This window comes from Flavobacterium sp. 3HN19-14 (assembly GCF_051373205.1).
Taxonomy (GTDB): Bacteria; Bacteroidota; Bacteroidia; order Flavobacteriales; family Flavobacteriaceae; genus Flavobacterium.
Map to the genome: position 1 here is coordinate 2,592,542 of NZ_JBPPZT010000001.1, position 25,973 is coordinate 2,618,514.

Consider the following 25,973-nt stretch of genomic DNA (forward strand, 5'->3'; position numbering starts at 1 on the left):
CATGCTTAATTATGACCATTTTACGATTGAGGAAGCGACGGCGCTACAGCTTTCAATGCGCGAACAGCTCGTTCTGAAACCACTTGAAAACCCTGTGAGGATAATTGGCGGCGCTGATATTTCGTATAACAAATTCAGTACCAAAGTGTTTGCCGGAATTGTAATCTTAAGTTATCCGGAAATGGAACTGCTCTCCTATTCACTTTATGAAGGCGAAACAACTTTTCCATTCGTACATAATTATTTGGGGTTTCGCGAAGTGCCGTCATTACTCGAAACGTGGAAACAAATTCCGGTAAAACCAGATATCCTGGTTTTAGACGGGCAAGGTATTACGCATCCGCGGAAACTGGGTGTTGCGTCGCATTTCGGAATCCTCGAAAACCATCCGACAATCGGTTGCGCAAAAAGCATGATGGCTGCGAAATTGGATGAAGTTGGATTGGAGAAATTCAGTTCGTGGCCTTATTATCGTGAAGGTGAATTGTTGGGTTATGCGCTTCGGACTAAGGAAAAGAAAATTCCCGTTGAGCCGGTTTATATATCGCCGGGAAATTTAATCACCGCGGAAGAAACGTTTGAAATCATGAAAAACTGTGTCGGAAATTACCGTATTCCGGAGCCGACGCGATTGGCGCATGAATATGTGAATAAATTCAGGCTTGGTGAATTGAAAGCCGGATTTCATATTGTCGATAAGCCATTAACGTTATTTTAGATTCGCAAGAATTGAAACTCAGATGGCGCGGATTTATTTTGATTGCTCTGATGTTAAACCTCAAATTCAAGCTGTTCGATAACCCTTTCAAATTCAAACCGATTCTCCCATTTTTGCCTGATAACTTCTTTATAAATCGCAGCAATCCTGTCTTTAAAATCATAAACAATTCCGGTTTCAATGGCATATTTCACCGCTTGTTCAAACGAATTCTGCATGCTTTTGTAAAATGAAGCGTAATACATTTCGCGTTTGGCGGAATATTTCTGTGCCGTTTCAATCGTAAAAAGCATCACATCCAAAACGCCGTAAGGTTCAACACCTAACAACAAAAACTGCTTGATGTATTTTTGTGCAGTCGAACGTCGCAGCTTGGCACGCCTGGTTTTTATCGGAAAATATTCGTTAGAGATTTTGGCCTTGGCTTCTGCGATGAGCTTGTCTTCTTTCGGATTGAATACAAAATCATAGTATTTTTTTACTTCGGGAAATTTATCGTAAAGCTCGGAGAATTGTTCTTCGAGTTGCTCTTTGTTAAGGCCGTTCAGGTATTTTTTTAATTCGCGTTTGCTCATTTTATTTTTTGAACCACACAAAACACAGGAAATGCTGTGTGGAAATTTAAGCGTTTTATTTAAGTTACGATTAGCGTATTTTCTGTAAAAGTAACTACAATCATACTTTAATAATGACAGATAATACTTAATTTTGCTGCAGATTTAATTATCCGATTACAACTTAAATATACGAATTAATGCTGAAGTTTTTTAAAATTATTGCCATCCTTGAAGGAATTTCCTATCTCGTGCTTTTCTCAAATATGCTTTTCGTAAAGCACAACAACCCGGAATTGTACCACCAACTGCTTTTCCCAATCGGAATGGCGCACGGATTATTATTCATTTCCTACATCGTATTAACGATCATGATGAAATACGAACTGAATTGGCCGGCAAAGAAATTTTTCATCATTGGTATTGCCTCCGTACTTCCTTTCGGTACTTTTTACATAGAAAAGAAATATCTTTAACGAATGCACAAAATCGCCGAAGATATATTTGGGTGAGCCTACAAACTCCTGAAATCCTGGAATACAGGCGAATTATTCGCGTCGTATTTCAGTCTGCTTATCAATATTTTGTTGATGGGTACGATTGCGTATTTCATTTATATCATCTTCCGGTTTATTCTCGTAACGGTCATGGCGGTTGTGGCGAAGAAAACCAAAACAAAATTCGACGATTTACTGATTTCGAACAAGACCGCGAAATACATTGCGAACCTGATTCCGCTGCTCTTCATTTACAAAGTTGTGCCGATTATATTGCAGCATTTCATTTACTGGCGCCCGATTTTTGAAAAGTTAGTCGGAATTTACATCGTCTTATTGTTTTTGTGGATTATAAGAAGCGTTTTTAATGCGCTGAAGGATTACCTCAAACAAATTCCGCGTTACAGCGACAAGCCGATAGACAGTTACATCCAGGTCATCATGATTATCCTTTGGGTATTCGGTGTAACTTTTATGTTCATGTCGCTTTTTGCCATCGATTTTACCACGTTGATTGGAACTTTCGGTGCGATTTCAGCGATTATACTATTGATTTTCCGTGATACTTTATTGGGATTTGTAGCCAGCATCCAGGTTTCCGTAAATGACATGGTACGCATCGGCGACTGGATCACGATGGATAAATTTGGTGCCGACGGTGACGTTATAGAAATTAATCTGGCGACTGTAAAAGTGCGCAATTTCGACAATACAACTACGACAATCCCTACGTACAGCCTGATTTCAGATTCATTCCGCAACTGGCGCGGTATGCTGGGTTCAGACGGAAGACGTATTAAAAGATACATTTTGATTAAAGCCGAAAGCATTCGATTTCTAAAGGAAGAAGAATTGCAGGAACTGCGAAAAATCCAACTTGTAACAGATTACATCGACCAACGCCAGAACGACATCGACAAATACAATAAAAGCCATCAAATCGACAAATCGCTTTTGATCAATGGAAGGAATATGACCAACTTCGGGCTTTTCCGGAAATACATCATGCAATACCTTTACCATTATCCCGGACTTAATCGCGACATGATTATGCTTTGCCGCCAGTTGCAGCCAACGCCACAAGGTATTCCGCTTGAGATTTATACCTTTTCGAAAGACAAAAGATTCGAGAATTATGAATATATCATGTCGGATATTTTCGACCATATTTTTGCTTCGGTACCTTATTTTGATTTGGCTTTGTATGAAATGGTGACGGATATTAATCCTGCAACATAACAATAATTTTTTTGAACGATTAAAACACTCAGGCGCATTAAGTGAAATCAAACTTAATGGAACTTAATACCTTAATGGTTTTAAATTTTACAGTTTTCTTTTTCGTGAATCTCGGTGATATTTTAAACTTGAAGAATAAAATTTGGTAAATTTGGTATCAAACAATTGCGAAATGAAAAAACTACTACTCTTTTTATTGATTTGTTCGGCTGCTTTCGGACAACATTCAGGTAAAGTGGCACAAACAATCAGCAATCTCGAAAAAGAAAATAAGCAGTTTAAAAAATTCTCTGTTTTTACCAAAAATGAAAATTCCGCTGACAATTCCTATAAAAAAGTAGTTTCAAACGCCACCATCGCAAAGCTTGATTTAAACGAGGTGAATAAAATCATCAATGAAAACAACAACAACATTTCACTTGAAATTCCATACAACAATACAACAATTTCAGTGCTGTTGTACAAAGTCGACATTCAGACTCTGGATTATGAGGTAGATACCGACAAGGAGAAAAATCTGCAACTTGAAAAAGGCGTCTTTTACCGCGGAATCATCAATAACAATGTGAATTCACTGGTTTCGTTAAACTTCTTCCGCAACCAGATGAACGGAATCATCTCGGCAGCAGCTTTTCAAAATATCGTTGTCGGAAAGATAAATACACCGAACAATATTTCAGATTATATCATTTATTCTGATCGCGACATTATCAATAAAAAAAACGACCAATGCAGCACTGAAGCCTTACCAAAAATGCCGCAACCGGCTCTCAATAGCGAAAGAAACGCAGCACTTACACAAAAATGCGTCACCATTTACTTTGAAATCGAATACGATGTATATCTCGCTAATAACCAAGATGTCAATCAGACGAATATCTGGATGAATTCGGTTTTCAACAATGTGCAGACAATTTATGCCAATGACGAAATTAATATAGCCATCAAGTCGGTTTTCATCTGGACAAGCCCCGATCCTTACACCGGGCACTCTTCCTATCAGAATTTTAGTGTTTTTGAGAGTTACCGGCCAATTTTCAATGGCGATATTGGAGATCTGGTTGGTTTTGACGGTAATTTGGGCGGGCTTTCCAATGTAGCCGGGCTGTGTACGGGTTACAACCATGGTTATACATGTGTGTATTTTAATTTTGAGGCAGTTCCAGCATTTTCCTACACAGTTCTTTATATTGCCCATGAACTCGGCCATTTGATGGGTTCGCCGCATACGCATGATTGTTATTGGAATGGCAACGCCTCGCCTATTGACGGCTGTGGCCACGTAGCCGGTTATGACGGACTATCGTATACAGGACAGGATTGCGAACAATCGATAGTTCTTCCTGAAAATGGAGGAACGATAATGAGCTATTGCCACTTAGTGCCCAATGTAGGCATCAATTTTGCCAATGGATTGGGCCGCAACCGAAAGCGCTGATCATGAATTATATCGATGGTTCTCCTTGTCTTAGTTCTAATTGTATCGACACATGTATTTCACAAGTAAATAATATCGCTATTGAAAATGTTACGCTAACCAGTGCACAAGTCATATGGAACGATAATAATGCTTCTAACACTGAATGGCAGGTTGGAATAAGTACTTTTCCATTTAATACGCCGGCTTGGGTGGATGTAAACTCAAATACTTACACGTTTGCAGGGTTAAATCCAGATACACTTTACAGCATATGTGTTCGCCCGCTTTGCCCTTTTGGGTTTGATTCTACAAATACATGCGCCTTTTTTACAACTTCCGGCAATACAGATTTTTGCGCCGGGACATTGTTTACCGATAGCGGCGGTACTGAAAACAATTATACCGACATGGAAAACTGGACGAGAATTGTAGCGCCTGTAAACCCTGATGATAAGATAAAGGTTGTATTTAATGCTTTTGAAACTGAAACCGACTATGATTTTCTGTATGTCTATGATGGTGTTGGCACTTCAGGTACGTTATTGACACCAAATGGATTGAATGGCCTGAATACCATTCCGGGCCATTTACATCGACTGATGCTTCAGGTGCGCTTACCTTCCGGTTTACATCAGATACTTATACGAATAAGTCTGGATGGATTGCTAATTTCAGTTGTGAAAACCTTGGTGTTCCGGGCCATGAAATGGTAGATTTCACCTACTACCCTAACCCTGCTAAAAGCGAATTAAACATCAAATCCAAAAGCGAAATCAACAGCATCACGGTCTATAGCATTGACGGAAAGCGTTTATACAACAACAATTCAAAAGTTTCGGAAATTAAGATTGATATGTCTGCGTACGCATCAGGCACTTATATTTTCAAGTTACAATTCGAAAACCAATCCGCTACTTTTAAAGTCACGAAATAAAAATAACGCAGATTACACAGATTTTCAAAAATTAATCAATCTGCAAATCCGTAGCATCGATATCATCTGTGCTCCAATATCCACAAAACAAAAAAAGGTACGCAATGCGTACCTTTTTTACTTAGAATAAAGACTAAAGCAAGCCTTTTTCTAATTTCTTTTTAGCTCTTCTCTCCTGAACCAATTCTTTCACGCCTCCAAAAACCCAATAAGGTACGATGAAAGTCAATAAAAAAATCATCAGCCAGAACCCCATCGTCAAAACGGTAAGGAACACTAAGAAGCCTAAATACTGTTGGAATTCAAACATATTTTCCGGAATTTTTTTGAATTATACGCAAATGTAAGTTTATTATTTTTTCCTGCCAATAAAAACCAAATCAATTTTCATAAAATAGTATTTATGCTTAATTTTGACAGGCTTTAATGAGAGAATGAGATAATTAGAGAATGGAAAAATGTCCTTCATAGTACATTTTGATTCATTAAATGATTATCAATTTTCTAATTATCTAATTTTCAAATTATCTAATTAAAAATGGAATACAGAATAGAAAAAGACACGATGGGAGAAGTGCAGGTTCCTGCAGACAAATACTGGGGCGCACAAACCGAACGCTCAAGAAACAACTTCAAAATCGGCCAGTCGGCATCAATGCCAAAAGAAATCGTCAACGGATTCGCTTATTTAAAGAAAGCAGCAGCTTTTGCCAACTGCGATTTAGGCGTATTGTCAACCGAAAAGCGAGACGCGATTGCCACAGTATGTGACGAAATCCTTGCCGATAAACTCGACGACCAATTCCCATTGGTAATCTGGCAAACCGGCTCCGGAACACAATCCAACATGAATGTGAACGAAGTCATTGCCAACCGCGCGCAAGTCCTCGCAGGATTCAAAATCGGAGAAGGCGAAGCAGTCGTAAAAGCCAACGACGACGTCAATAAATCACAATCTTCCAACGATACTTTCCCAACCGGAATGCACATTGCCGCATACAAAGCAGTTGTAGAGATTACAATTCCCGGCGTTGAAAAACTACGCGATACACTCGACGCAAAAGCAAAAGAGTATAATAATGTAGTCAAAATCGGCCGTACCCATTTAATGGACGCGACACCTTTGACATTGGGCAGGAAATTTCAGGTTATGTAGCCCAGCTCAACTACGGATTAAAAGCGCTAAAAAATACACTTTCCCACTTATCAGAAGTCGCATTAGGCGGAACTGCCGTAGGAACTGGTTTGAATACGCCAGAAGGTTACGATATAAAAGTGGCAGAATATATCGCAAAATTCACCGGACATCCATTCGTGACAGCTCCTAATAAATTCGAAGCTTTGGCTTCACACGACGCCATCGTTGAAACCCACGGCGCTTTAAAACAACTGGCCGTTTCGCTAAATAAAATCGCCAATGACGTTCGCATGCTCGCTTCTGGTTCACGCTCTGGAATCGGCGAAATCCTGATTCCTGAAAACGAACCGGGATCTTCCATCATGCCAGGAAAAGTTAATCCTACACAATGTGAAGCACTCACAATGGTTTGCGCGCAGGTAATGGGTAATGATGTCGCGATTGCTGTCGGTGGCATGCAGGGTCATTATGAACTCAATGTTTTCAAACCTGTGATGGCTGCGAATTTCCTGCAATCAGCCAGGTTGATTGGCGATGCGTGTATGTCTTTCGACGAACATTGTGCACAAGGCATCGAGCCAAATTACAAGCGAATTAAAGAATTAGTTGACAATTCATTGATGCTTGTAACAGCATTGAATACAAAAATCGGTTATTATAAAGCCGCTGAAATTGCACAAACCGCACATAAAAACGGCACGACTTTGAAAGACGAAGCTGTTCGTTTAGGTTATGTAAATGCTGAAGATTTCGATGCATGGGTAAAACCAGAAGAAATGGTGGGAAGTTTGAAATAGTAATCAGTGCTTGACATTATCTATAAAAAACCTGTGGAGAAATTCACAGGTTTTTGTTTTTAGCCACGAATTGCACGAATTAGCACGAATTAGCACGAATTAAAAATTTGTGGAAATTCGTGCAATTCGTGGCTAAAATTTTAAACTTAAAATAAAATTAATTCAGCTGTTTTCACTTACATTTGTTACAATAAGTCAATTGTAGGAACGTTTCATATTAAACTTTATAAATGAAAGCTGCTTTATATTTTTTTGTTTTATTGCTGTCAACTTTTGCTAATGCGCAGAATTACAAACTGATTGAAGAATTGCGCGCCGTTGCCACAAAAGACCGCGCCATTGCCATCGGAAATGAAATGATTGCTGCAACTCCGACAAAATACAGGCTTTATGTAACGAAAGAGTCTATAAACGCAGGCATTTTCAGGTTGCGCTACATTCCGGCTGAACTTACAGATGCTGATATGACCAATGGCAATTTTACTGAAAAACAACGTTCGACTTTCATCACAATCGATTTTTCATTTTACAATGCAGGCGAAGATATCAATGCTGTGCGGCCAGCTGTAATTACATACAAACTCAATGAAATTACCGCTAATTATCTCGATTTGTTCCCAATTTGGAAAAAATATTACAAGCCCGATGCTAATTTTGAAAAGACGATAACCGATTTCAAAATGCAGCATTTAAAAGAAACAGACAAGAAAATAGATGTTTATATTTTCCAGACTGAAACCGGCTGGGCTTTAAGAAATATGTGATTTATCACGAAGACACTAAGTCATTTCAAATAAACATCAAACCAATCTGCCAAAACCGGCATATCTCCCGTTTGATTTTCCCAACCATGCCCTGCTCCTTTTTTGACAACAAGCTTCGCTGGAATATTCAGTGATTTCAATTTATCAACAAAGCTAACTGATTGTTGTATAGGAACTAAGTCATCATTATCTCCATGATACAATAAAACAGATGCAGCATTTTTATCTGCTTGTTGCCTTGGTGACATTTGCTTCAAAATAGCAACAATTTTATCGTGGTTGGTAATCAATTCATATGTGTTTGTTGCGGGATTCAATTCCTTAAAAGAAAAAGCCGATTTCAAATTACCTTTCACAATCTTTTCTTCATAAAAGACTTTATCATCCATCGGATTGTTGTTGTCTTTTCCGTAATTCAGGAAATCCGTCGGAGGCATAAAGCAAGCTACAGCCTGAACTCTTGAGGAAACGCGTTCGACAGGATTAGTTGATTTTTCGTCTTTTGCATCTGTTGTTCCTATTAGTAAAGACAAATTTCCACCGGCAGAACTTCCCGAAGCACCAATTTTATCAGGCGAAATATTATAGTCTTTTGCATGATAGCGAATGAATTGCACCGCATGCTGAACATCTCCAACGGCTTCATTTGCAGCATACATCGGCGCTGAGCCATGGAAAACAATGAAAACCGTGTAACCTCTCCTGAGAAATTCTTCAGAACGTTTTGTCATATCTCCAAGCCAATTAACAGTCGAATAATAACCGCCGCTCGCAATATTGACAATGCCTCGATTGATTATTTTTGCTTTCGGTGTAAGCACAAACATCGTTAATGCCATCCCGTCTTTGCGGTCATAGATGACTTCTTTTTTGGTGTAAAGGCTGTCCGTTTGTGCATGTACGATATTTCCGTACAACAAAAATCCAACAATCAATACGAGGAATTTCTGATATATTTTTAAAACCATTTCTTCCCTTTAAAATAATAAACCATCCCAATCGTAATCAAAACCATAATCGCAACGACTATAAAATAGCCGTATTTATAATCGAGTTCAGGCATGTATTTGAAATTCATTCCGTAAACACCAACGACAAATGTCAGTGGCATAAAAATTACCGAAACCGCCGTCAGTACTTTCATAATCTCGTTCATGCGGTGGCTTTGCGACGAAAAATAAAAATTAGATGCGCTGTCGAGAATATTCATGTCGTATTCAATTTGCTCGAGTAATTCCATCGTTTTTTGGTGCAAACGAGCGAAGAAGGTATAATTCGCCATCTCAATCCCGTCATAATCATCGTCTTCGTGAATGCTTTTAAGATTGAAAAGCGCGTCGCGTAAGGGCAAAATTGCTTTCTTCAGGAAATTTAAATTGTCGCGGTTCTTCTCAATCCTTACGAGTACGTCAGGCTTGTCATTGGTTTTAGATTCCGTTACAAGACCTTCAATGCAGTCTTCATATTCTTCGATAGTGATGTAAAAGTTTTCGATTACCGCTTCGAGCAACAAATACAATAAGTAATCATTTTTTTTCTTGCGCACGATACCGCTATGGGTTTTAATGCGTTCCCGGATGTGCGAAAAAAACTCGCTCTTTTTTTCCTGAAAAGAAATCAGCAGTTTGTCTTTCATCAGAAAACTAATCTGCTCTATGCGAGGATGCTCAAAATCTGCTCCGGGCAAAATCGATTTAATGCTGAAAAACAATACGTCGTTGAGCTCCTCCATTTTCGGGCGACGAACAACGTTTAAAATATCACTGATAATAAAATTGTCGATATTGAGCAATGCTCCGATTTTTTTGACCAATTCAATGTCATGAAGCCCGTGAACGTTAAGCCATTTTACATCTTCTGCCTGCAACGGATCGTTGATTTCTTTTTCGACGCGCTCGATTGAAACCTTTTTATATTCTTCATAACCGTCATCATCATATACGAAAAGCTGCATTTCTACCGGATCAGATTTGTAAATTCCGGTGTATTCAAAATAATTAGGCTGTACGTTGGTTGATTTTTTGTATTTGACGCGCTTCATTTGGGGTTCAGGTTTTTGGGCACAGGGTTCAGGTAAGTTGATTATGGAAATTTTCCTGAATTTCAACCAAAATTTTAAGTCGGTGTGAAACCTTACACCTTAAACCCAAAACCCTGAACCAAATTTTCCCATAAAGATAGGAGTTTTTCATTTCCATTTTTACCTTTACGGAAAAATCGGTTTATGCTGACCTTACTTACCAATATCTCCGAATTACTGCAAATACGTGACAACGGCATCAGGAAAGTTTCAGGCGCTGAAATGGCGGAGCTTCCTTCCATCAAAAGCGCATTTTTATTGATTGAAAATGATTTGATAAAAGATTTCGGGCCAATGGAAAATTGTCCGTCAATCCAACCTGATAGAAAAATCAACTGCGAAGGAAGAACGGTTTTGCCTGCCTGGTGCGACAGCCATACCCATATCGTTTATGCAGGAAACCGCGTGCAGGAATTCGTAGACCGCATCAACGGATTGTCTTATGAAGAAATTGCCAATCGCGGCGGCGGCATCTTAAATTCTGCAAAAAAACTCAACGCTGCCTCTGAAGAGGAAATTTACGGGCAGTCGAAAAAGCGCCTGGAAGAAGTTATGAAAATGGGAACCGGCGCTGTCGAAATCAAATCCGGTTATGGCTTGTCTGTCGAAGGCGAACTCAAAATGCTGCGCGTCATCCGCAAGTTAAAAGAAAATCATCCGGTAGCGATTAAAGCTACTTTTCTCGGAGCGCACGCTTTTCCGTCGGAATTTAAAGAAAATCACAAAGGCTATATCGATTTGATTGTTGATGAAATGCTTCCGAAAATCGCTTCCGAAAACCTCGCCGACTATATCGATGCATTTCTGGAAACCGGTTATTTTTCTGTCGAAGAAACCGAAAGGATTATGGAAGCCGGTGCAAGATTCGGCCTGACCGCTAAAATCCATGTCAATCAATTTACCGCTATCGACGGAATTGCGGCCTGCGTAAAACACAAAGCATTAACCGTCGATCATCTTGAAATCGTTACCGATGAAGATATTGAAGCGTTGAGAAATGCTGATACAATGCCCGTGGCGCTTCCCTCCTGCTCTTATTTTATCAGCATTCCGTATACGCCTGCACGAAAAATGATAGCTGCCGGATTGCCGTTGGCATTGGCGACAGATTATAATCCAGGCACGACACCATCAGGAAATATGAATTTTGTGGTGGCAACTGCCTGCATTAAAATGAAGATGACTCCCGAAGAAGCGATTAATGCTGCCACGATCAACGGTGCTTATGCGATGGGCATTTCCGATACGCATGGAAGCATAACTATTGGAAAGAAAGCCAACCTTATCATTACAAAGCCGATTACTTCTTTTTATGAATTGCCTTACAAATTTGGAGATAATTTGATTGAAGATGTGTTGATTGATGGTGAAATTGTTTAACAACAGAGAGAAATTTAACCACGAAGGCGCAAGGTTTTTCGCAAAGTACGCAAGTAAAGCTTATCTTTTCTATAGAGACTTTACGAACTTCGCGAAAAACCTTGCGCCTTTGCAGTAAAAAATATTGTAAACAAAAAAAGCCCGTCGCAAAACAGGCTTCCTTATTTGAATTAACTAACTAACCAACAAAATTTTATCTAAGCGAGAAACTTGTTTTTGAAACCAATTCGCCTTTATCGAAAATGTTTACGAAATAAGTTCCTTTTTCAAAATCTTTTCCTTTCCCGTCAAGGAATTCACAAACATCAACGGTTTTATTTTCGTAATTGACGTTTGCCGTGAAGCTGTAAGTCAGCGTCATATCGCCAAAATTTTCGGTTTTCTTATCACCTAAAACATTGTTTTTAGAATCGATTACCTGAACATAATAGGTTTTAGAACCTGATGAAGCAACTGAATTTTCTGCCAATGAAAAACATACTTTCAGTTTATCAACCCGGCTCGCTTTATCACTTTGGATCAATTTACCGGAACTTCTTTCTTTATAGGCTTGTGTACGAAGATTCATCACAACCAATTTTGATGCTTTCTCAACGGTTTTAGCCAGGTTTTCGATTCACTGTAACAACCGAATCGTTCATCTTGACTTGCTTTCCTAAAACCATAACCGTACTGTCTCTTTCAACCGTAAGGGTCTGGTTTTTGAGTTTCAGTTCGTCATTCTCTGCAATCAGCGCTTTCATTTTCGACTGCAACTGGTTGTATTGCGTGCGGTATTTTTGCAAAGTCGCTTTATCACCGTTGGCTTTTTTAAGGTCTGCAATCAGGTTTACTACTTTTTCTCGTTCGGCAACAAGATCGTCTGAGAGTTCTGTTTTTGATGCAATCGCTTCATCGTAAGTCGTTTTCAGCACAGCAAGACTATCTAATACATTGTCTTTTTCCGACTTAACCGTAGTCAACTGTGTTTGTTGTTCTTTGGCGTCGCTGGTCATCTTAAAGATGTAAATTAAACTTATAACAAGCAAAATCGATAGTACAACGACAACTGCTTTTAAACTTGAATTACTTTTTTGATTTTCCATAATTGTATGTATTTTTTTATAAAATTAAAATATTAATAGCAGTTCACAACCTTATTAACGTAAGTTTATACTTTTATATTTCCGAAATTATCCCCGAATTTGTGAAAATTTTCCAATATAGAAATACAGGTTTATCACCGCGCAATTGGTTTTTTATCTATTTTTGGAATACAGAACAAACACATGGAAAAACTCATTCGTTTTACGATTGCCGACCTTGCCAAAATCACGAATCACCGCAGTGGCGAAATTAAATTCGGTGAGAAAATGCACATCATCCCTAAAGACAAAGACATTGCTGAATATATGAAAGCCTGTGAAGCGCCTTATGTACTTTTCGGAATTCCCGAAGACATCGGCGTTCGCGCCAACTACGGAAGACCTGGCGCCGCTTCAGCGTGGAAAAGCGCCATAAAAAGCATCGCCAACATTCAGCACAACCGCTTTTGTAAAGGCAGCAGGATATTGGTTTTGGGAACGCTTGACGTAAAAGACCGCATGGAGGCTGTCAAAGATCTTGATTTCAATGTCATCGACGAACGTATGAAATTGAGCCAGACGGTAGCAGAAATCGACAAAGATGTTGCTCATATTATTTTCACTATTGTGAGCGCCGGAAAAATTCCGATTGTGATTGGCGGCGGACACAACAATGCTTATGGCAATATCAAAGGAACTGCACTCGCAAAAGGAAAACCCATCAACGCCATCAATTTCGATGCCCATTCTGATTTCCGGATTCTGGAAGGAAGGCACAGCGGCAACGGCTTTTCATATGCTTTCGAAGAAGGCTTTCTGAAGAAATATTTCATATTCGGATTGCATGAGAGTTACACTTCCAAAAGCGTACTCGATGTCATTAAGAAACTCGACGACCGTGTGCGATATAATACTTATGACGAAGTAGGCATCCGTAAAGACAAAAATTTCGATGCAGAACTTCAGGGCGCACTCGATTTTATCAAATACGATTGTTTCGGAATTGAGATTGATTTGGATGCCGTGCCCAATATTGCCAGCAGTGCGATGACCAATAGCGGTTATTCTGTAGCTGAAACACGATTGTTCATCAATTATTTCGCTTCACACCCGAATGCGGCTTACATTCATATCTGTGAAGGCGCGCCTGATTTGGCCACTGAAAATTACGCGCATTTGGTTGGAAAACTCATTGGTTATCTGGTTACTGATTTCATTAAAGCGAATTATAAGGAAACGAAGGAATAATTATAATTACATAGCCCCTTTCCCGAAGCTTTAGGAAAGGGGCTGTCTTAAATAACGTGGTTTATTTTACTTCAAATCTGCCAGCATCAAATCACGAATGTATTTCACCGGCGCACTGCCATAACTCAGGAATTTTTCGTGAAATTGTTTCAATTTGAATTTGTCGCCCATCTTCACTTTTACTTCATTGCGCAAATCATAAATTTCTGAATAGCCTGTGAAGTATGAACACAGCTGTACTTGCGTCAGTGTAACACGCCTCCACTTCCCTTCTGCTTCCGCCTGTTGTTGAAAAGCTTCTTTCGTTAGCAATTCCATCGCGGCTTCTTTCGTCATATCTTTAGTGTGAACACTGTTATCGAGGATTGTGTTGCAGGTCGTCCGCAAATTCCATTTATAATACATCAGCCACATTTCGTCAGAATTGGCGTAACCGCTTTCAAGCATCATCAATTCGGTATAAACCGCCCAGCCTTCAACCATTGCGCCATTTCCAAAGATAGATTTGATAATGCTTGGCGATTGGTTGCTGTAAACCAGTTGCGTATAATGACCCGGAATTGCCTCATGCATGTTCAGTATCTGAAGAATGTAATCATTGTATTCGCGCAAATAACTTTCAGCTTTCTCGGCCGGCCAGCCTGAAAGGCTTCCTACATTATAATAGGTATTGGCATTTTTATCATAAGGGCAGGAGCAGAAATTGACGCGCCTGCAACACCAGCCATATAATCCGGTTCTTTGCGAACAACGAGCGGTTTCGATGGGTCGATGTAGATTAAATCTTTCTTTTTAATATAAGCAATCAGTTGCGGAATCTGTTTTTCGATTTCCGACTGGAACAATTCAGGTTTAGTATGCTGCAAAGAAATTTTATCAATCACCTGACGGATTAAATCTAATTTGTCGGTTGGCTTTGCCGCATTTCCCATATATTTTGGCCACAATTTGTCGGCAAGGGCAAACATTTTCTCGTGAAGTTCTTTTTTATGAACTATGGCTTTGTCGTAAATCGCATCCGCGGAAGCGCCTGCCTGAATATCAAAACTGAATTTCTTCGCATACAAATCGGAGCCCAATCTGAAAGAACGCGGCGTTTTATTGTCTAAATTTTTAAGCCACGCAGCGAAATCTCTTATCGATGTTACCGCTTTATTGGCATTTGCGGTCATATCTTCGATTTCTTTCGGAGAGAAATCTGATTTTTTCAACGCCTCAATAAAATCCTTTTCGAAGATGGAAATTCCGCCGAGATTCTGTTCGATTGCCAATTGTGTATGCTCTAAAGTCGGATTTTTGATGTTCTTTTTTGCAGCTTCATAATAAGCCGGAATTTTTTCCATTCTGGCGCTGAAATTCTGCAATCTTTCCTTCAAAGGTGCGTAACTTCCATTAAGCATTTCTGCGAAAATACTGCCGACATTGTATTGGGATGGGTCCCATTCATATGATTTCAATTCATTGATTCCGAAAATCTGTGACTGTAATTGGTTTTCAATCATTCTGTAATCAGTGACATTTGTTGCATTCAAATCGGCAACATCATATTTTTTTAACGAATCGAGATTCGATTTCGCAAAAGCCAATTGTTTTTCACGATTAGCTTCATCAGGAACCGTCAGTACATTATCATATTTGTGATAACCAATGCTGCTGGCATATTCCGGCGAAAGTTGCCACATCGCCTCAACAAAATTGGATTTGTAATTATCGAAAGATTTGTTTTCACCGGCAGTTTCTTTTGCGCCTTTCTGACAGGAAATCATCGAAATCGCCATTGCAAATAGTAAGATAGTTTTTTTCATGATGGATTAGTTTGGAGTAAATTTAGTTTATTTAGTCGAATGTCAAAAGTCCAAAGTAATGTCGCTTTCGACTTTGGACTTTTGACTTTCAACTTTGGACTATTTTACAATAACTTTAATACTTCCTTCGTTCAATAAATGTTAAATTGCACTCCAAATTCAAACAAACATGGATCAGATCAAAATACTCTGGGTTGACGACGAAATCGATTTGCTTAAGCCACATATTCTATTTTTAGAAAAGAAAAATTACAATGTTACAACCTGCAACAATGGCCGCGATGCCGTTGATGTCTTCGAAGAAGGGAATTTTGATATCGTTTTTTTAGATGAAAATATGCCCGGAATGAGTGGCCTCGAGACGCTTCAGGAAATCAAAGAAAAAAAATCTGCCACGCCGGTCATCATGATTACCAAAAGTGAGGAAGAATATATTATGGAAGAAGCAATTGGTTCCAAAATTGCCGATTACCTTATAAAACCTGTAAATCCGAATCAGATTTTACTCAGTTTAAAAAAGAATCTTGACCATTCACGACTCGTTTCTGAAAAAACGACTTTGGATTATCAGAAGGAATTCCGCAAAATTGCAATGGAATTATCGATGGTCAATTCCTATGAAGATTGGATTGAATTGTATAAAAAACTGCTTTTCTGGGAAATTGAACTTGAAGACATCGAAGACCAGGGCATGATTCAAATTCTCGAATCACAGAAAACCGAAGCCAACAGTCAGTTCGGAAAATTCATCGAGCGCAATTATGAAGATTGGTTCGAACCGAAAGCGGAACGCCCGGTTTTATCACATACTTTATTCCGCGAACTCGTCGTTCCTGAATTGAAAAAGAAGGACAAGCCCGTTTTATTTGTTGTAATCGATAATTTGCGTTACGACCAATGGAAGGTTTTCGAAAGTGTGGTTGCGAATTATTACAAACTCGAAAAAGAAGTGCCTTATTATGCAATGCTTCCTACGGCAACGCAATATGCCAGAAAATGCTATATTTTCAGGAATGTTACCGGCTGATATGGAAAAACAATATCCGCAATACTGGAAAAATGATGTTGAAGATGGCGGAAAAAACTTGTATGAAGCAGAGTTTCTTACCGAACAATTGCGCAAATTAGGCATGAATATCAAGCAGGATTATTTTAAAATTACCAATTTTGCAGGTGGAAAAAAACTCGTTGATAACTTTAAATCATATAAGGCAAATGATTTGGTTACAGTAGTTTACAATTTCGTCGATATGTTGTCACATGCAAAAACAGAAATGGATGTTGTGAAGGAACTTGCCTCAGATGATAAAGCTTATCGTTCACTGACACTGAGTTGGTTTAAAAATTCTCCATTACTGGAAATCATACAACAAGCGCAAAAGCTCGGCTTCAAATTAATCATCACCACCGACCACGGAACAATCAATGTGAAAAACCCGTCGAAAGTAATTGGTGATAAAAACACGAGTTTAAATCTCAGATACAAAACAGGCCGCAGCCTTACTTATGAAGACAAAGACGTTTATGCCGTTCGTGACCCGAAAAAAATTGGCTTACCATCGATAAATATGAGCAGTTCTTATATTTTTGCGAAGAATGATTTGTTCCTGGCATACGTCAACAATTACAATCATTATGTGAGTTATTACAGGAATACGTACCAACACGGCGGGATTTCATTAGAAGAAATGATTGTGCCATTTTTGGTTTTTAATCCGAAGTAAAATTTGGTACAGGGTTCTGGGTACAAGGTGTAGGAAAAAATTCTCAGACCAAAACCCTGAACCCTAAACCCTAAACCCTAAACCTTAAAATGGAATTCATCTTTTCTTTAGACGAGATCAACAACATTGCCCATCAAATTCTTGCGCAAAATCCGCACAAGGTTATTCTTTTTAACGGCGAAATGGGCGCGGGAAAAACAACATTAATCAAGGCGATTTCCAAAAATCTTGGTGTAAATGACACGACCGGGAGTCCGACTTTTTCTCTCGTAAATGAATACGAAGGCGACAATGGGCAGTCGATTTATCATTTCGATGTGTACCGCCTCAAAAGTGAATCTGAAGCTTATGATATCGGAATTGACGAATATTTATATTCCGGTGATTGGTGTTTTATCGAATGGGCAGAGAAGATTCCGCATCTGATTCCGCAGGAACATTCCGTGATAAATATTAATGCCTTAGCTGATGGAAAGCGGAAAGTGGTTTTAAGGTAATTTATTTCGGCTTATAGTTTTCCATTCCCATTTCAGCAAAGAATAACATTCTGAATTTTCATATTTGCCGTCGACGATATAATCTTCGCGCATTGTTCCTTCTTTGGTAAATCCGTAACGTTGTACCAGTTTGACTGAAGGTATATTGTAAGCAGCAATCAAAGCTTCAATTCTGTGGAGTTGCAATTCGTTGAAACCAAAATCCAGCACTGCTTCCAAAGCTTCGGTCATCAGCCCTTTCTTTTTGTCTGAATCATTTTTCAGGTTATAAAACAATTCGGCCCTGTCATGCGTTTTGTTCCAGGAATGAAAACCGCATTCGCCAATGACTTTGCCGGATATTTTATCGTGTATTAAAAAATAAAACAATGAAAGCCGATGCGTTTCCATACCTTTTTCGTACATCGATTTTAATCGGTCATAACCATCTGCATCAGTTTCAAAAAAGGCGATGATTCCTTTTTCTGATTGATGTCTGAAAATCTCTTTGATTAAATCCGGCGTAATACTTTTGAGCAGTAATCTGGAAGTCGTTAATTCTGTCTGCGCAATCATTTTTATTTTGTTTGAAATTCGTAAATGTCCAGGATTCTTCCGGGTATTTTACTTTGGAATTTTCCTGTGACCTTCCCTCCCATTTTTTGGTAAAATCCGATAGCGTTTGGTTCTGCAATCAATTTTGCCTTTTCGTATCCCTCAGAAGAAAGATAGTTCATTATGTGCATAAATATTTCTTGTCCGAAATTCTGCCTCATGTATTCTGGTTTCAGCCATAAATGGTCTATTTCTGCATCGCCATTTTCTAAAACTTGTATGGCGAAAAAGCCTAAGTAAATTTCATTATTGAAAACCTTAAAGACTTTGTTATTTGTAATGTAGTTACTTTTGATAGTTAAATCTTGCAACCATAGATTCATTAATTCGTCTGAATAACCCCAATTCTTTTTTGAAGTGTATGCTGTTTCTGAAAGCAGTTCTGCATCAGCAATTGTTGCCTCTGAATAAATGAGGTTTCGTTTCATAAACTAATAATACATTTTGGACTTAAAGTTATGAAATACTATTATGTTGCAAATAAAATTTAATTTATATTCTTAGGATTAAAATCACTACATAAAAAAACTCCTGTACTTCTCAGTACAGGAGTTTTTCAACAATAGGTAATCGTATTAAAAAATTAATAAACTACTTTCTTAGTAACCACTTCACCATTTTCAGAAGTGATCTGAACCAAAAGCACCTCTTGTTCCGCCCTTAAATCCTTAAGTGCTGTTGCTGTTGCGTTGATGTCGTTCTTCTCATAGATGAACCTTCCGCGCATATCGAACACCTTCACTGATTTCATGGCGATGCTGCCCGAATTGATGTTCAGTACGCTGGCATTGTTGAAGACGATCACGTCATTGGCGTTGAATGCCGGATTCCCGACATGAAGGTTCGTGTTTTTGAATACGATGCTGAAACGGTCTGCCGTCGTTCCCGCTTCCGCTGCGAATCCGTAAGGGCCTTGCTTCACGCTGTGGATGGTTCCTGTGAGGTTGTCCTTGATGAAGACATCCTGTTCTCCGGCGAACAGCCCGTCGGTATGGTCAAGGCTGATGGTGAAATCGCCGGGGCAAGCGCATTGAAGCTCATCGGGATCTCATCTGTATCTGCGAATGGCGCTGCAGAGGCCTGATGTTGAATTTCTCATCGCCGATAAGCGTCGCGATGTTGTTGATGCCGCCCTCGATCTGTTTGGCATCGACCGATACGTCGACACCATTGGTAGCCCCATCCATGTAACCTACAAGGATCTGGTTCTGCAATCCTACTGAATTGCTGAGGTTCAGCCATATCCTGTGCTTATCAATATTGGCATTCCTGAAGAATGTCGCCGAGTTGTTGCCCGTACGCATCGAGTTCATGAACGTCGCGGTTGCAGAAGGCGAAGGCGTCTTCAACAGGAATCCCTGTCCAACGGCAATCGTACCGTTCGGAACCGCGCCGCCTGCCGCGGATGCCGTACCGAAAGTGCTGTAGGTGGCATGGTTAGCCCCTGATGGCGCATCCTGGTTGGTGTGCGTCCAGAAGTACAACTCACCCGGGTTCTGTGCAAGGAAAAGGTCGGCACTGATGGTCGACGGATAAGGGTTACCCAGCATATTGAATCCCTTCCCAGCACCGGTATTGGTGATCGGAAGCGATGAATTACCATTATTAGGCACCCCGGTGAACACACCGTTGAAGGTGGCCTGCGTCCCATTGGACGGGAAGTTGTTCGGTGCGCGCAGCATATAACCCTTCGCCTCTGTAAAGCTTACCCCAAGAGGCTCTGCGATCACGACGAATGCGTTGGTAGGCTCGTTGAGCGTATAGAAGCGCGAAGTACCTGTCGGTGTCGGGAATCCCGGCGCATTGGTAAGCGATACGGTGTATGGGGAGAACAGCTTCAGGTCATCGCCCGCCACCGGGGAACCCCAGTAGACGTAATCCAGTCTCCTCATCGTTGCATTCCTCTTAACCGTGATGAGTCCCGTATTGTCCACATCGTTCACCTGTACAAGGTTGGCGTTGTTCTCGAATGTCAATGAGCCCGTTGACAGTCACGGCACCGGTGATGTTGAAATCATGCCCGGGATTGACCACTACGGTTCACCGAGGTCACTGTCAATGAACAGGCAGACAGGGCCCTGTCGAGGAGTAGTTCCCGTCGATGACGGCCGCCTGCGTGGCGATAGGCGCAAATGGCGCCCATGCGTTCCCGTTCCATGTCGTGGTGAGGCTGCATGGCGCAGGGTTCAGCAGCAATGACAATGGCGCCGCCTGCGTATAACCCAGTGCAACGCCCGGACTGGCAGCCGGTGCTGTAGGTGTATAGGCGTAGGCCGGCGTAGAGGTGCCGTTCTTGAGCCCTGATACGATGGCGTTGGTGGAGCCGCCAAAATTTCCTGTGTTCACCCAGAGCTGCGCATTGCTGCTTACGGCCCAGGTGGTGGTGTTGGTGAATCTGTATCTTCCTATCCTGTAGGTCCCGTTGGGAACCAATGGCGCGGTGGAGTTGCTGAGTGTCCCGACCACACGCAGCATTCCGTATGTCATAGGGTCTGCCGATGTCGCCTGGAATGTGGCGCCCCTGTAGTTGCCCTGTCCGCTCACTCCTGTAAATACCGTTCCCGTGAATATCGGTTACTGGGTACCGGCAAGGATGGTGAAGCTCTGGTTCTGTGTAGTGGAAGGCGTGCCCCCGTTGAGGATGTCCTTGTTGAAGTTGATCCCGAACTGTATCTGCGAGATCTTGATGCCCCCGTCGCTGAGTGCCGTGGAGGTATGGTTCACGACCAGGTTGACATCGAACTCCAGTGTAGTGGGGGTCGGGTTTGTCGCATTGGCGATGGTGTAGGTGAAACTGGCGCCGTCAACCTGTGCGGATCCGAAATAGGACAGCATCAGCGTGCACAGCAGCAGTAAGTTCTTCAGGTGATAGTGATTGGTGGTTTTCATATTCAATATAGTTTATTTTATTAATTAAGGGCGTTGTGAGTATACCGATGCATCGGAATTGTTGCTGACCAGTACGGCATCGGATCCGTCCACGGCGCCATCCCCGCTGAGGTCGGTCGCTATGACCCGAAAAGGGAATTCTCAGCGTCGTTGGATACGGTAACGGCATCGGAACCATCGACCACGCCATCCTGGTTCACGTCCCCGGAATACATCGCCCATACGCCCGGCTCAACCTCGATCACGCTTGGCTGGCTTCCGTCGGTGTAGGCCTTCGCAGCGGATGTGGTGAAATCATAGGTCAGCGGCGCGGCGCCTACCGTCTGTGGCGTGGCGCTCCAGGTCTCCACAAGGTTGGAGCCCTTCACGGCGATGTAGAACGATCCGCTTGGCGCGCCGGCAAAGGTGCAGCCCATCGTCCCGTCGGTATGCAGCGTGGCGGTCGTGGTGGCGACAAGGGCATGGGTGGTCGCATTGTGCAGTTCCAAGGTAAGCTCCTCCACCTGGTTGAGCGGTGATACGAAGTCCTGGTTGTTCTTCACCGAAGCCATCGTGCCAGAGCCGGTGTAGTACCCTTCCACGAACACCTTCACGTTCACCACCGATGAGCAGCTGTTGACGGTGATGCCGATGGCATTTGATGTCGCAGGGGAGCCCGTAAGGCAAGGCGTTGCGCTGGATGTCATCTCCACGGTGACCGAATTGCCGTTGGCCAGGGTCGAGGTCGTGAATGTCGCAGCGGTCTGACCCGGAACGTTGACCCCGCCGATTTTCCATTGGTAGCTCGGCGTTCCGCCGTTGGTAGGCGTGGCGGTAAAGGTCACGCTTGTTCCCGAACAGATCGTCGTGGCCGTGGCGCTGATGCTTACGCTGGCTACTATAGGTGCGTTAATACTGATGTGAGCTGCTGAAGAAAATGCCTGAGTACAAGTACCGCTTTGAACTACAGCCCTGAAATAAGTATCAGCAGTTAAAGCACCGATAGTTGCACCAGTCAATGTAGTTGTTGTATCTGCAATATCTACAGGAGAAGTAAAGCCTGCATTTGAAGACGATTGCCATTTGATTACATTTCCTGTATTTCCTGATAAAGTAAGGTCAGAAGGTGTCGCACCTGAACAAATAGCCTGATCTGCAGATACAGTACCTCCAACAGAAGCAGGATTAACAGTAACGACAGCACTTCCGGAATTACTACATAGTGCCGCAGTTTTCGCAGTAGCGGTATAAGTATGCGACAACCCTTTCGCATAGACAGTAGTTGCAGGTGTATTAAGTATATAAGCTACAGTAGCTGCAGGATCAGTATAAAGACCATCAATTGGACTCCATGTTACTGTTGTAGGCGCAACTGTGTTAAATACCATATCTGTTCTTGAACTATAAATATTGGTCGCTGCTGCAGTGTAAGCATCAATAGTAGCTGCTGAAGTAGTATCAACCCTATAGAAAATTGAACTTGTAAAAGTAGTATTTGTTGTTTTTATAGTATTGAATAAGGTAGTACTACTTGTTCCACCATTATTATTACTGTAATTAACTTCCACAACTAAATTATCGGTACCATTCCATGTAAATGGAGAAGTCAGAGTGATTGTATTCACACCAACTGCAGGAACTAAAGTCGATGCAGTCTTAACTGTTGTCAGACCACTTTCCCATGAACTGGTAGTAGCAAAACTTGCCGTGGTACTATTCTTCATTTTTACAACAAGGTTCTGCAATGGTACTGAGGGATCGGCAGTTACAAGGTTAAACTGAATCGAGTTGATAACCGTTCCGTTAGAGAAACCTAAACCGGCAAGTTCACTTGCGGTATAAATCCACTGCTGCTTATCGCCTCCGTAGAAATTCTGGAATGGATTTGGCCCTAATGCCGCACCTGTAGTATTACCGGTAGTAGTATTAAGTCCAGTTCCGAAAGTTGCATTCGCAGTAACTATACCTCCCGAAGCTGTGAGTGTTGTAATATCATCCGGACAGGTATTAGCGCTTGCCGGACTGATAGAAATTGCAGTCGGAACAGCGTTAACTGTGATGGTTACCGTTGTACCAACAGAAGGGCAACCATTCGTCGTACCAATAACGGTATAAGTTGTTGTTGAAGTCGGACTGGCATTTACAGTTGCACCTGTGGTCGTATCAAGGCCAGTAGCAGGTGACCAGCTGTAAGTTGTTGCGCCTGTAGCTACAAGGCTTACTGAACCAGAGCCACAATAAGCACCTGAAGAAGGTGTTACTAAAACTGTCGGTGTTGTATTAACAATAACTGTAGCAACGGTAGAATGATCTGTTGCCGGAGCAGATGTACAAATCACCTCTAGGCGATAATAGGTTGTACTGGTAATCGTACCTGTCGAAAGGCTGGTGTATGTTGAAGAAGGTGAACCAATGCTTGTCCAGGCAGACTGATCAGGAGAAGATTGCCACTGATAAGTAGTATTAATTCCTGAAGAATATCCTGTCGCATTAATGGTCGTCGAACCTGATCCGCAAAATATTGCTGTTAATGGAGTGGCAGTTCCTGCAGTTGCTCCAGAACAAATATTCACGCTGAATTCCTTAAATCCTATACTTGGTGTAGTACTTCTTGATGTACAATCAATGTCTGTTGGAACGAAAGCCAAAATATTAGCGCCTCCGGCAGACAATGGCTGATTGCCGACAGTAATAGCCGGCCTTAAATCTGTAGCGCTTGAGAAAGCAACATCCAGATTTTGTGAAGCTGTATCTTTCGATGAAGTCGTAGCCCAAGATGAACGCGCAACACCAGTTGCTCCTGTAAGCCCACCAGTAAGAATATCAAAGTGATTTAAATCAGCAGTTACAAAGAAATCATTATTATTAGAAGTCAAATTGGCAAAAGTCGAATAACCAAAAGCCAATGCATAACCCTTACCTGTAGTACTGGTCAACTTATTTACAACAATATTATTCCTGATATCCACCGTAGGGTCTGTTGTTCCCGCTACTGCAATACCAAAAGTATTTGCCGAGTTAGATCCAACTCCTGAGAGCGAAATGGAATTGTGGTAAATACGTGTCGAACCAACAGTTCCGCCACCGGCCAAAATACCATACGGAGAATCAGATGGCGTTGCAGCAGTGGTACTAACACGTGTAATCGAGTTATTGGCAATTGTATTTACGGCAGCACCAGAAGTAGTTACCGTTGCAAGACAAATACCAAAACTACTTCCGTCGCCTGTACGCAAAATATCATCAATGATGTTATTTGATACCGTAGCTCCGGTAACTTCATTACCCGTAAAAGTAGTATAAGTATTTACCGTTGTAGCGGATGGCAATGGAAAACCTAATCCGATACCAGTCGCAGCTGTACCGGTAGCATTCAGGTGCGCAATATTGTTTCCTGATACATCTGCTCCGTTATCAAAACCAATAAAAATACCGGTACGCAAAAGATTGTTCGGTGCTGAAGCATTTAACAGGTTCTGTCTGATAACCGTTCCGCTATTTTTGGCAGCAGCAGAAGCTCCCTGAGAATAAATCCCGATTTGTGCTTTACTGATACTATTGTTCACGTATGAATTGTTATTATTGGAAGTACCCAAAGAACTTGTACCAATTGAATTGCTTCCCGATCCAACGCCAAACAAGGTAGTAGTATTGGCATTACCTGTAATATTTGTATTTTTGATTGTATTACTGGTAGCACCGTTTGAACCGCTGCTTTGCAACCAAACAACAGCAGAAGACGTACCAGTATTGTTATTGACAATATTTAGGTCACGTGTAGCCGTACTTGCGGGACAAATCGTATTTGTTGCTGCCCCTAATGAACCATCAATAGTAACACGATCAGCTGCATTAAGTGTAATAAGCGCCGCAGAAGATGTTCCTGAAATTGTTCTTGAGCTTCCTGTTGGTTTGATAGTAACGGTGTATGGCGAAGCAAATTCGTTCAACGCAACAGCGCCCGTTTCTGTAGTAATATCTCCAGCAATCTGTAAGGTAATATCCCCTGTTACTATCGCTGTATTAATGGCAGCGAAAGCACCACCAGCTACCGTAAGCGTCGTATAATCACAACCTGATGGACAGACAGTTTTAATACCACTTAAAGTTGGTACGATTGTATAACTGTTTATAGTACCTCCTATCGGGAATTGTGTACTTGTCAATGCAACACTCGTTGGTGCAGCAGCAAATGTTCCCGAATTAATACTTACGGTTGGAATCGCGGTATCCTGTGCAACGACAAAATATTGAATAATATCATTGGCCGATACCGAACCAGCGTTCAGTAGAGAATACGTAATCGTAAAGTCGAATGGTGATGTTGTTCCATTGGCTTCGACAAATTTCCAGCCTGAAGCATCATTAGCATCAGTCGATTTTTTGAAATACAATCTTGGTTTAGTACCGGTAGTTGTATTCACTCCTGTTGCATCAGTTATTGCAACGTTGCTTAGCGCTTTTGTTGCAGTAACTACATCATTAGCAATTAACGAATAAGTTATCGACGGGCATGTCAAATCAACTGCTACACCCGTAAATTCATCTGCACCGATGTCAGGCGTACTTGCATTTCTGGTATCACCATCATAATCGTCAGTATAGGTTGCAATGGTAGCACCACCGCTTTCAACTTGTGTACTCAAACCATT

The 25,973-nt window shown here is 41.3% G+C and carries 25 protein-coding genes and 2 pseudogenes; 12 read left to right on the forward strand and 15 right to left on the reverse strand.

Features of this window, described 5'->3' with window-relative positions:
* Position 1: 1 nt before the first annotated feature.
* Positions 2-718 (forward strand): endonuclease V, encoded by a 717-nt coding sequence (locus ACSLFW_RS14090; RefSeq protein WP_436556283.1) that lies wholly within the window; start codon positions 2-4, stop codon positions 716-718.
* Positions 719-771: 53 nt separating this feature from the next.
* On the opposite strand, the gene ACSLFW_RS14095 is transcribed toward ACSLFW_RS14090, so the two are convergent.
* Positions 772-1,293, reverse strand: a complete 522-nt coding sequence (locus ACSLFW_RS14095; protein WP_436556284.1) for a DUF6155 family protein — start codon at positions 1,291-1,293, stop codon at positions 772-774.
* 179 nt (positions 1,294-1,472) lie between these two features.
* Here ACSLFW_RS14095 and ACSLFW_RS14100 point away from each other — a divergent pair, with 179 nt between their 5' ends.
* The 5 genes from ACSLFW_RS14100 (at position 1,473) to ACSLFW_RS14120 (ending at position 5,362) form a co-directional block, all read left to right on the forward strand.
* Positions 1,473-1,748: a DUF3817 domain-containing protein gene (locus ACSLFW_RS14100; protein ID WP_436556285.1), complete on the forward strand. Its 276-nt coding sequence runs from the start codon at positions 1,473-1,475 to the stop codon at positions 1,746-1,748.
* Between the two features lie 114 nt (positions 1,749-1,862).
* The gene (locus ACSLFW_RS14105) at positions 1,863-3,008 is read left to right on the forward strand and encodes a mechanosensitive ion channel family protein (RefSeq protein ID WP_436556286.1); all 1,146 of its coding nucleotides are present in this window, start codon (positions 1,863-1,865) and stop codon (positions 3,006-3,008) included.
* A 172-nt stretch (positions 3,009-3,180) separates the two neighbouring features.
* The gene (locus tag ACSLFW_RS14110) at positions 3,181-4,446 is read left to right on the forward strand and encodes a M12 family metallo-peptidase (RefSeq protein WP_436556287.1); all 1,266 of its coding nucleotides are present in this window, start codon (positions 3,181-3,183) and stop codon (positions 4,444-4,446) included.
* A 2-nt stretch (positions 4,447-4,448) separates the two neighbouring features.
* Positions 4,449-5,141: a hypothetical protein gene (locus ACSLFW_RS14115; RefSeq protein ID WP_436556288.1), complete on the forward strand. Its 693-nt coding sequence runs from the start codon at positions 4,449-4,451 to the stop codon at positions 5,139-5,141.
* Positions 5,135-5,362 carry a T9SS type A sorting domain-containing protein gene (locus tag ACSLFW_RS14120; protein ID WP_436556289.1) on the forward strand — a complete coding sequence of 76 codons (228 nt, stop codon included), beginning with the start codon at positions 5,135-5,137 and terminating at the stop codon, positions 5,360-5,362. The genes ACSLFW_RS14115 and ACSLFW_RS14120 overlap by 7 nt, the downstream gene beginning before the upstream one ends.
* A gap of 133 nt (positions 5,363-5,495) precedes the next feature.
* On the opposite strand, the gene ACSLFW_RS14125 is transcribed toward ACSLFW_RS14120, so the two are convergent.
* Positions 5,496-5,672, reverse strand: a complete 177-nt coding sequence (locus tag ACSLFW_RS14125; RefSeq protein ID WP_436556290.1) for a hypothetical protein — start codon at positions 5,670-5,672, stop codon at positions 5,496-5,498.
* Positions 5,673-5,900: 228 nt separating this feature from the next.
* Between ACSLFW_RS14125 and fumC the strand changes: the two are divergent.
* A pseudogene (gene fumC, locus ACSLFW_RS14130) lies at positions 5,901-7,297 on the forward strand (class II fumarate hydratase).
* Between the two features lie 230 nt (positions 7,298-7,527).
* A complete protein-coding gene (locus ACSLFW_RS14135) occupies positions 7,528-8,061 on the forward strand; it encodes a hypothetical protein (RefSeq protein ID WP_436556291.1) in 534 nt (177 codons plus the stop codon).
* Between the two features lie 20 nt (positions 8,062-8,081).
* Here the strand turns inward: ACSLFW_RS14135 and ACSLFW_RS14140 are convergent, their stop codons facing one another.
* Positions 8,082-9,029: a prolyl oligopeptidase family serine peptidase gene (locus ACSLFW_RS14140; RefSeq protein ID WP_436556292.1), complete on the reverse strand. Its 948-nt coding sequence runs from the start codon at positions 9,027-9,029 to the stop codon at positions 8,082-8,084.
* A complete protein-coding gene (gene corA, locus ACSLFW_RS14145; RefSeq protein WP_436556293.1) occupies positions 9,020-10,102 on the reverse strand; it encodes a magnesium/cobalt transporter CorA in 1,083 nt (360 codons plus the stop codon). Before corA ends, ACSLFW_RS14140 begins: the two co-directional genes overlap by 10 nt.
* A gap of 183 nt (positions 10,103-10,285) precedes the next feature.
* Here corA and hutI point away from each other — a divergent pair, with 183 nt between their 5' ends.
* On the forward strand, positions 10,286-11,521 hold the full coding sequence (gene hutI / locus ACSLFW_RS14150; protein WP_436556294.1) for an imidazolonepropionase: 1,236 nt from the start codon (positions 10,286-10,288) through the stop codon (positions 11,519-11,521).
* A gap of 193 nt (positions 11,522-11,714) precedes the next feature.
* Here hutI and ACSLFW_RS14155 read toward each other — a convergent pair whose 3' ends face one another.
* Both ACSLFW_RS14155 and ACSLFW_RS14160 read right to left on the reverse strand, forming a co-directional pair.
* Positions 11,715-12,089: a hypothetical protein gene (locus ACSLFW_RS14155; RefSeq protein WP_436556295.1), complete on the reverse strand. Its 375-nt coding sequence runs from the start codon at positions 12,087-12,089 to the stop codon at positions 11,715-11,717.
* A 31-nt stretch (positions 12,090-12,120) separates the two neighbouring features.
* On the reverse strand, positions 12,121-12,606 hold the full coding sequence (locus ACSLFW_RS14160; protein WP_436556296.1) for a hypothetical protein: 486 nt from the start codon (positions 12,604-12,606) through the stop codon (positions 12,121-12,123).
* 183 nt (positions 12,607-12,789) lie between these two features.
* Here ACSLFW_RS14160 and ACSLFW_RS14165 point away from each other — a divergent pair, with 183 nt between their 5' ends.
* Positions 12,790-13,833: a formimidoylglutamase gene (locus ACSLFW_RS14165; protein ID WP_436556297.1), complete on the forward strand. Its 1,044-nt coding sequence runs from the start codon at positions 12,790-12,792 to the stop codon at positions 13,831-13,833.
* Between the two features lie 66 nt (positions 13,834-13,899).
* Here the strand turns inward: ACSLFW_RS14165 and ACSLFW_RS14170 are convergent, their stop codons facing one another.
* Both ACSLFW_RS14170 and ACSLFW_RS14175 read right to left on the reverse strand, forming a co-directional pair.
* Positions 13,900-14,598 (reverse strand): DUF885 domain-containing protein, encoded by a 699-nt coding sequence (locus tag ACSLFW_RS14170; RefSeq protein ID WP_436557457.1) that lies wholly within the window; start codon positions 14,596-14,598, stop codon positions 13,900-13,902.
* Positions 14,487-15,638, reverse strand: coding sequence for a DUF885 family protein (locus ACSLFW_RS14175; RefSeq protein ID WP_436556298.1), 1,152 nt, complete (start codon positions 15,636-15,638; stop codon positions 14,487-14,489). Before ACSLFW_RS14175 ends, ACSLFW_RS14170 begins: the two co-directional genes overlap by 112 nt.
* Before the next feature lie 169 nt (positions 15,639-15,807).
* Here ACSLFW_RS14175 and ACSLFW_RS14180 point away from each other — a divergent pair.
* Both ACSLFW_RS14180 and tsaE read left to right on the forward strand, forming a co-directional pair.
* A pseudogene (locus tag ACSLFW_RS14180) lies at positions 15,808-17,362 on the forward strand (response regulator).
* A gap of 89 nt (positions 17,363-17,451) precedes the next feature.
* The gene (gene tsaE, locus ACSLFW_RS14185; RefSeq protein ID WP_436556299.1) at positions 17,452-17,859 is read left to right on the forward strand and encodes a tRNA (adenosine(37)-N6)-threonylcarbamoyltransferase complex ATPase subunit type 1 TsaE; all 408 of its coding nucleotides are present in this window, start codon (positions 17,452-17,454) and stop codon (positions 17,857-17,859) included.
* Here the strand turns inward: tsaE and ACSLFW_RS14190 are convergent.
* The 7 genes from ACSLFW_RS14190 to ACSLFW_RS14220 all read right to left on the reverse strand — a co-directional run bounded on the left by ACSLFW_RS14190 (position 17,851) and on the right by ACSLFW_RS14220 (position 25,967).
* Positions 17,851-18,414 carry a GNAT family N-acetyltransferase gene (locus ACSLFW_RS14190; RefSeq protein WP_436556300.1) on the reverse strand — a complete coding sequence of 188 codons (564 nt, stop codon included), beginning with the start codon at positions 18,412-18,414 and terminating at the stop codon, positions 17,851-17,853. The two genes, tsaE and ACSLFW_RS14190, sit on opposite strands and share 9 nt — an antisense overlap.
* 2 nt (positions 18,415-18,416) lie before the next feature.
* Positions 18,417-18,881: a GNAT family N-acetyltransferase gene (locus ACSLFW_RS14195; protein WP_436556301.1), complete on the reverse strand. Its 465-nt coding sequence runs from the start codon at positions 18,879-18,881 to the stop codon at positions 18,417-18,419.
* A 155-nt stretch (positions 18,882-19,036) separates the two neighbouring features.
* Positions 19,037-19,375 (reverse strand): T9SS sorting signal type C domain-containing protein, encoded by a 339-nt coding sequence (locus ACSLFW_RS14200; protein ID WP_436556302.1) that lies wholly within the window; start codon positions 19,373-19,375, stop codon positions 19,037-19,039.
* A gap of 115 nt (positions 19,376-19,490) precedes the next feature.
* Positions 19,491-20,078: a hypothetical protein gene (locus ACSLFW_RS14205; RefSeq protein WP_436556303.1), complete on the reverse strand. Its 588-nt coding sequence runs from the start codon at positions 20,076-20,078 to the stop codon at positions 19,491-19,493.
* A 430-nt stretch (positions 20,079-20,508) separates the two neighbouring features.
* Positions 20,509-20,940: a hypothetical protein gene (locus ACSLFW_RS14210; protein WP_436556304.1), complete on the reverse strand. Its 432-nt coding sequence runs from the start codon at positions 20,938-20,940 to the stop codon at positions 20,509-20,511.
* A gap of 87 nt (positions 20,941-21,027) precedes the next feature.
* The gene (locus ACSLFW_RS14215; protein ID WP_436556305.1) at positions 21,028-21,342 is read right to left on the reverse strand and encodes a hypothetical protein; all 315 of its coding nucleotides are present in this window, start codon (positions 21,340-21,342) and stop codon (positions 21,028-21,030) included.
* A gap of 119 nt (positions 21,343-21,461) precedes the next feature.
* Positions 21,462-25,967, reverse strand: a complete 4,506-nt coding sequence (locus ACSLFW_RS14220) for a beta strand repeat-containing protein (protein WP_436556306.1) — start codon at positions 25,965-25,967, stop codon at positions 21,462-21,464.
* Positions 25,968-25,973: the final 6 nt, after the last annotated feature.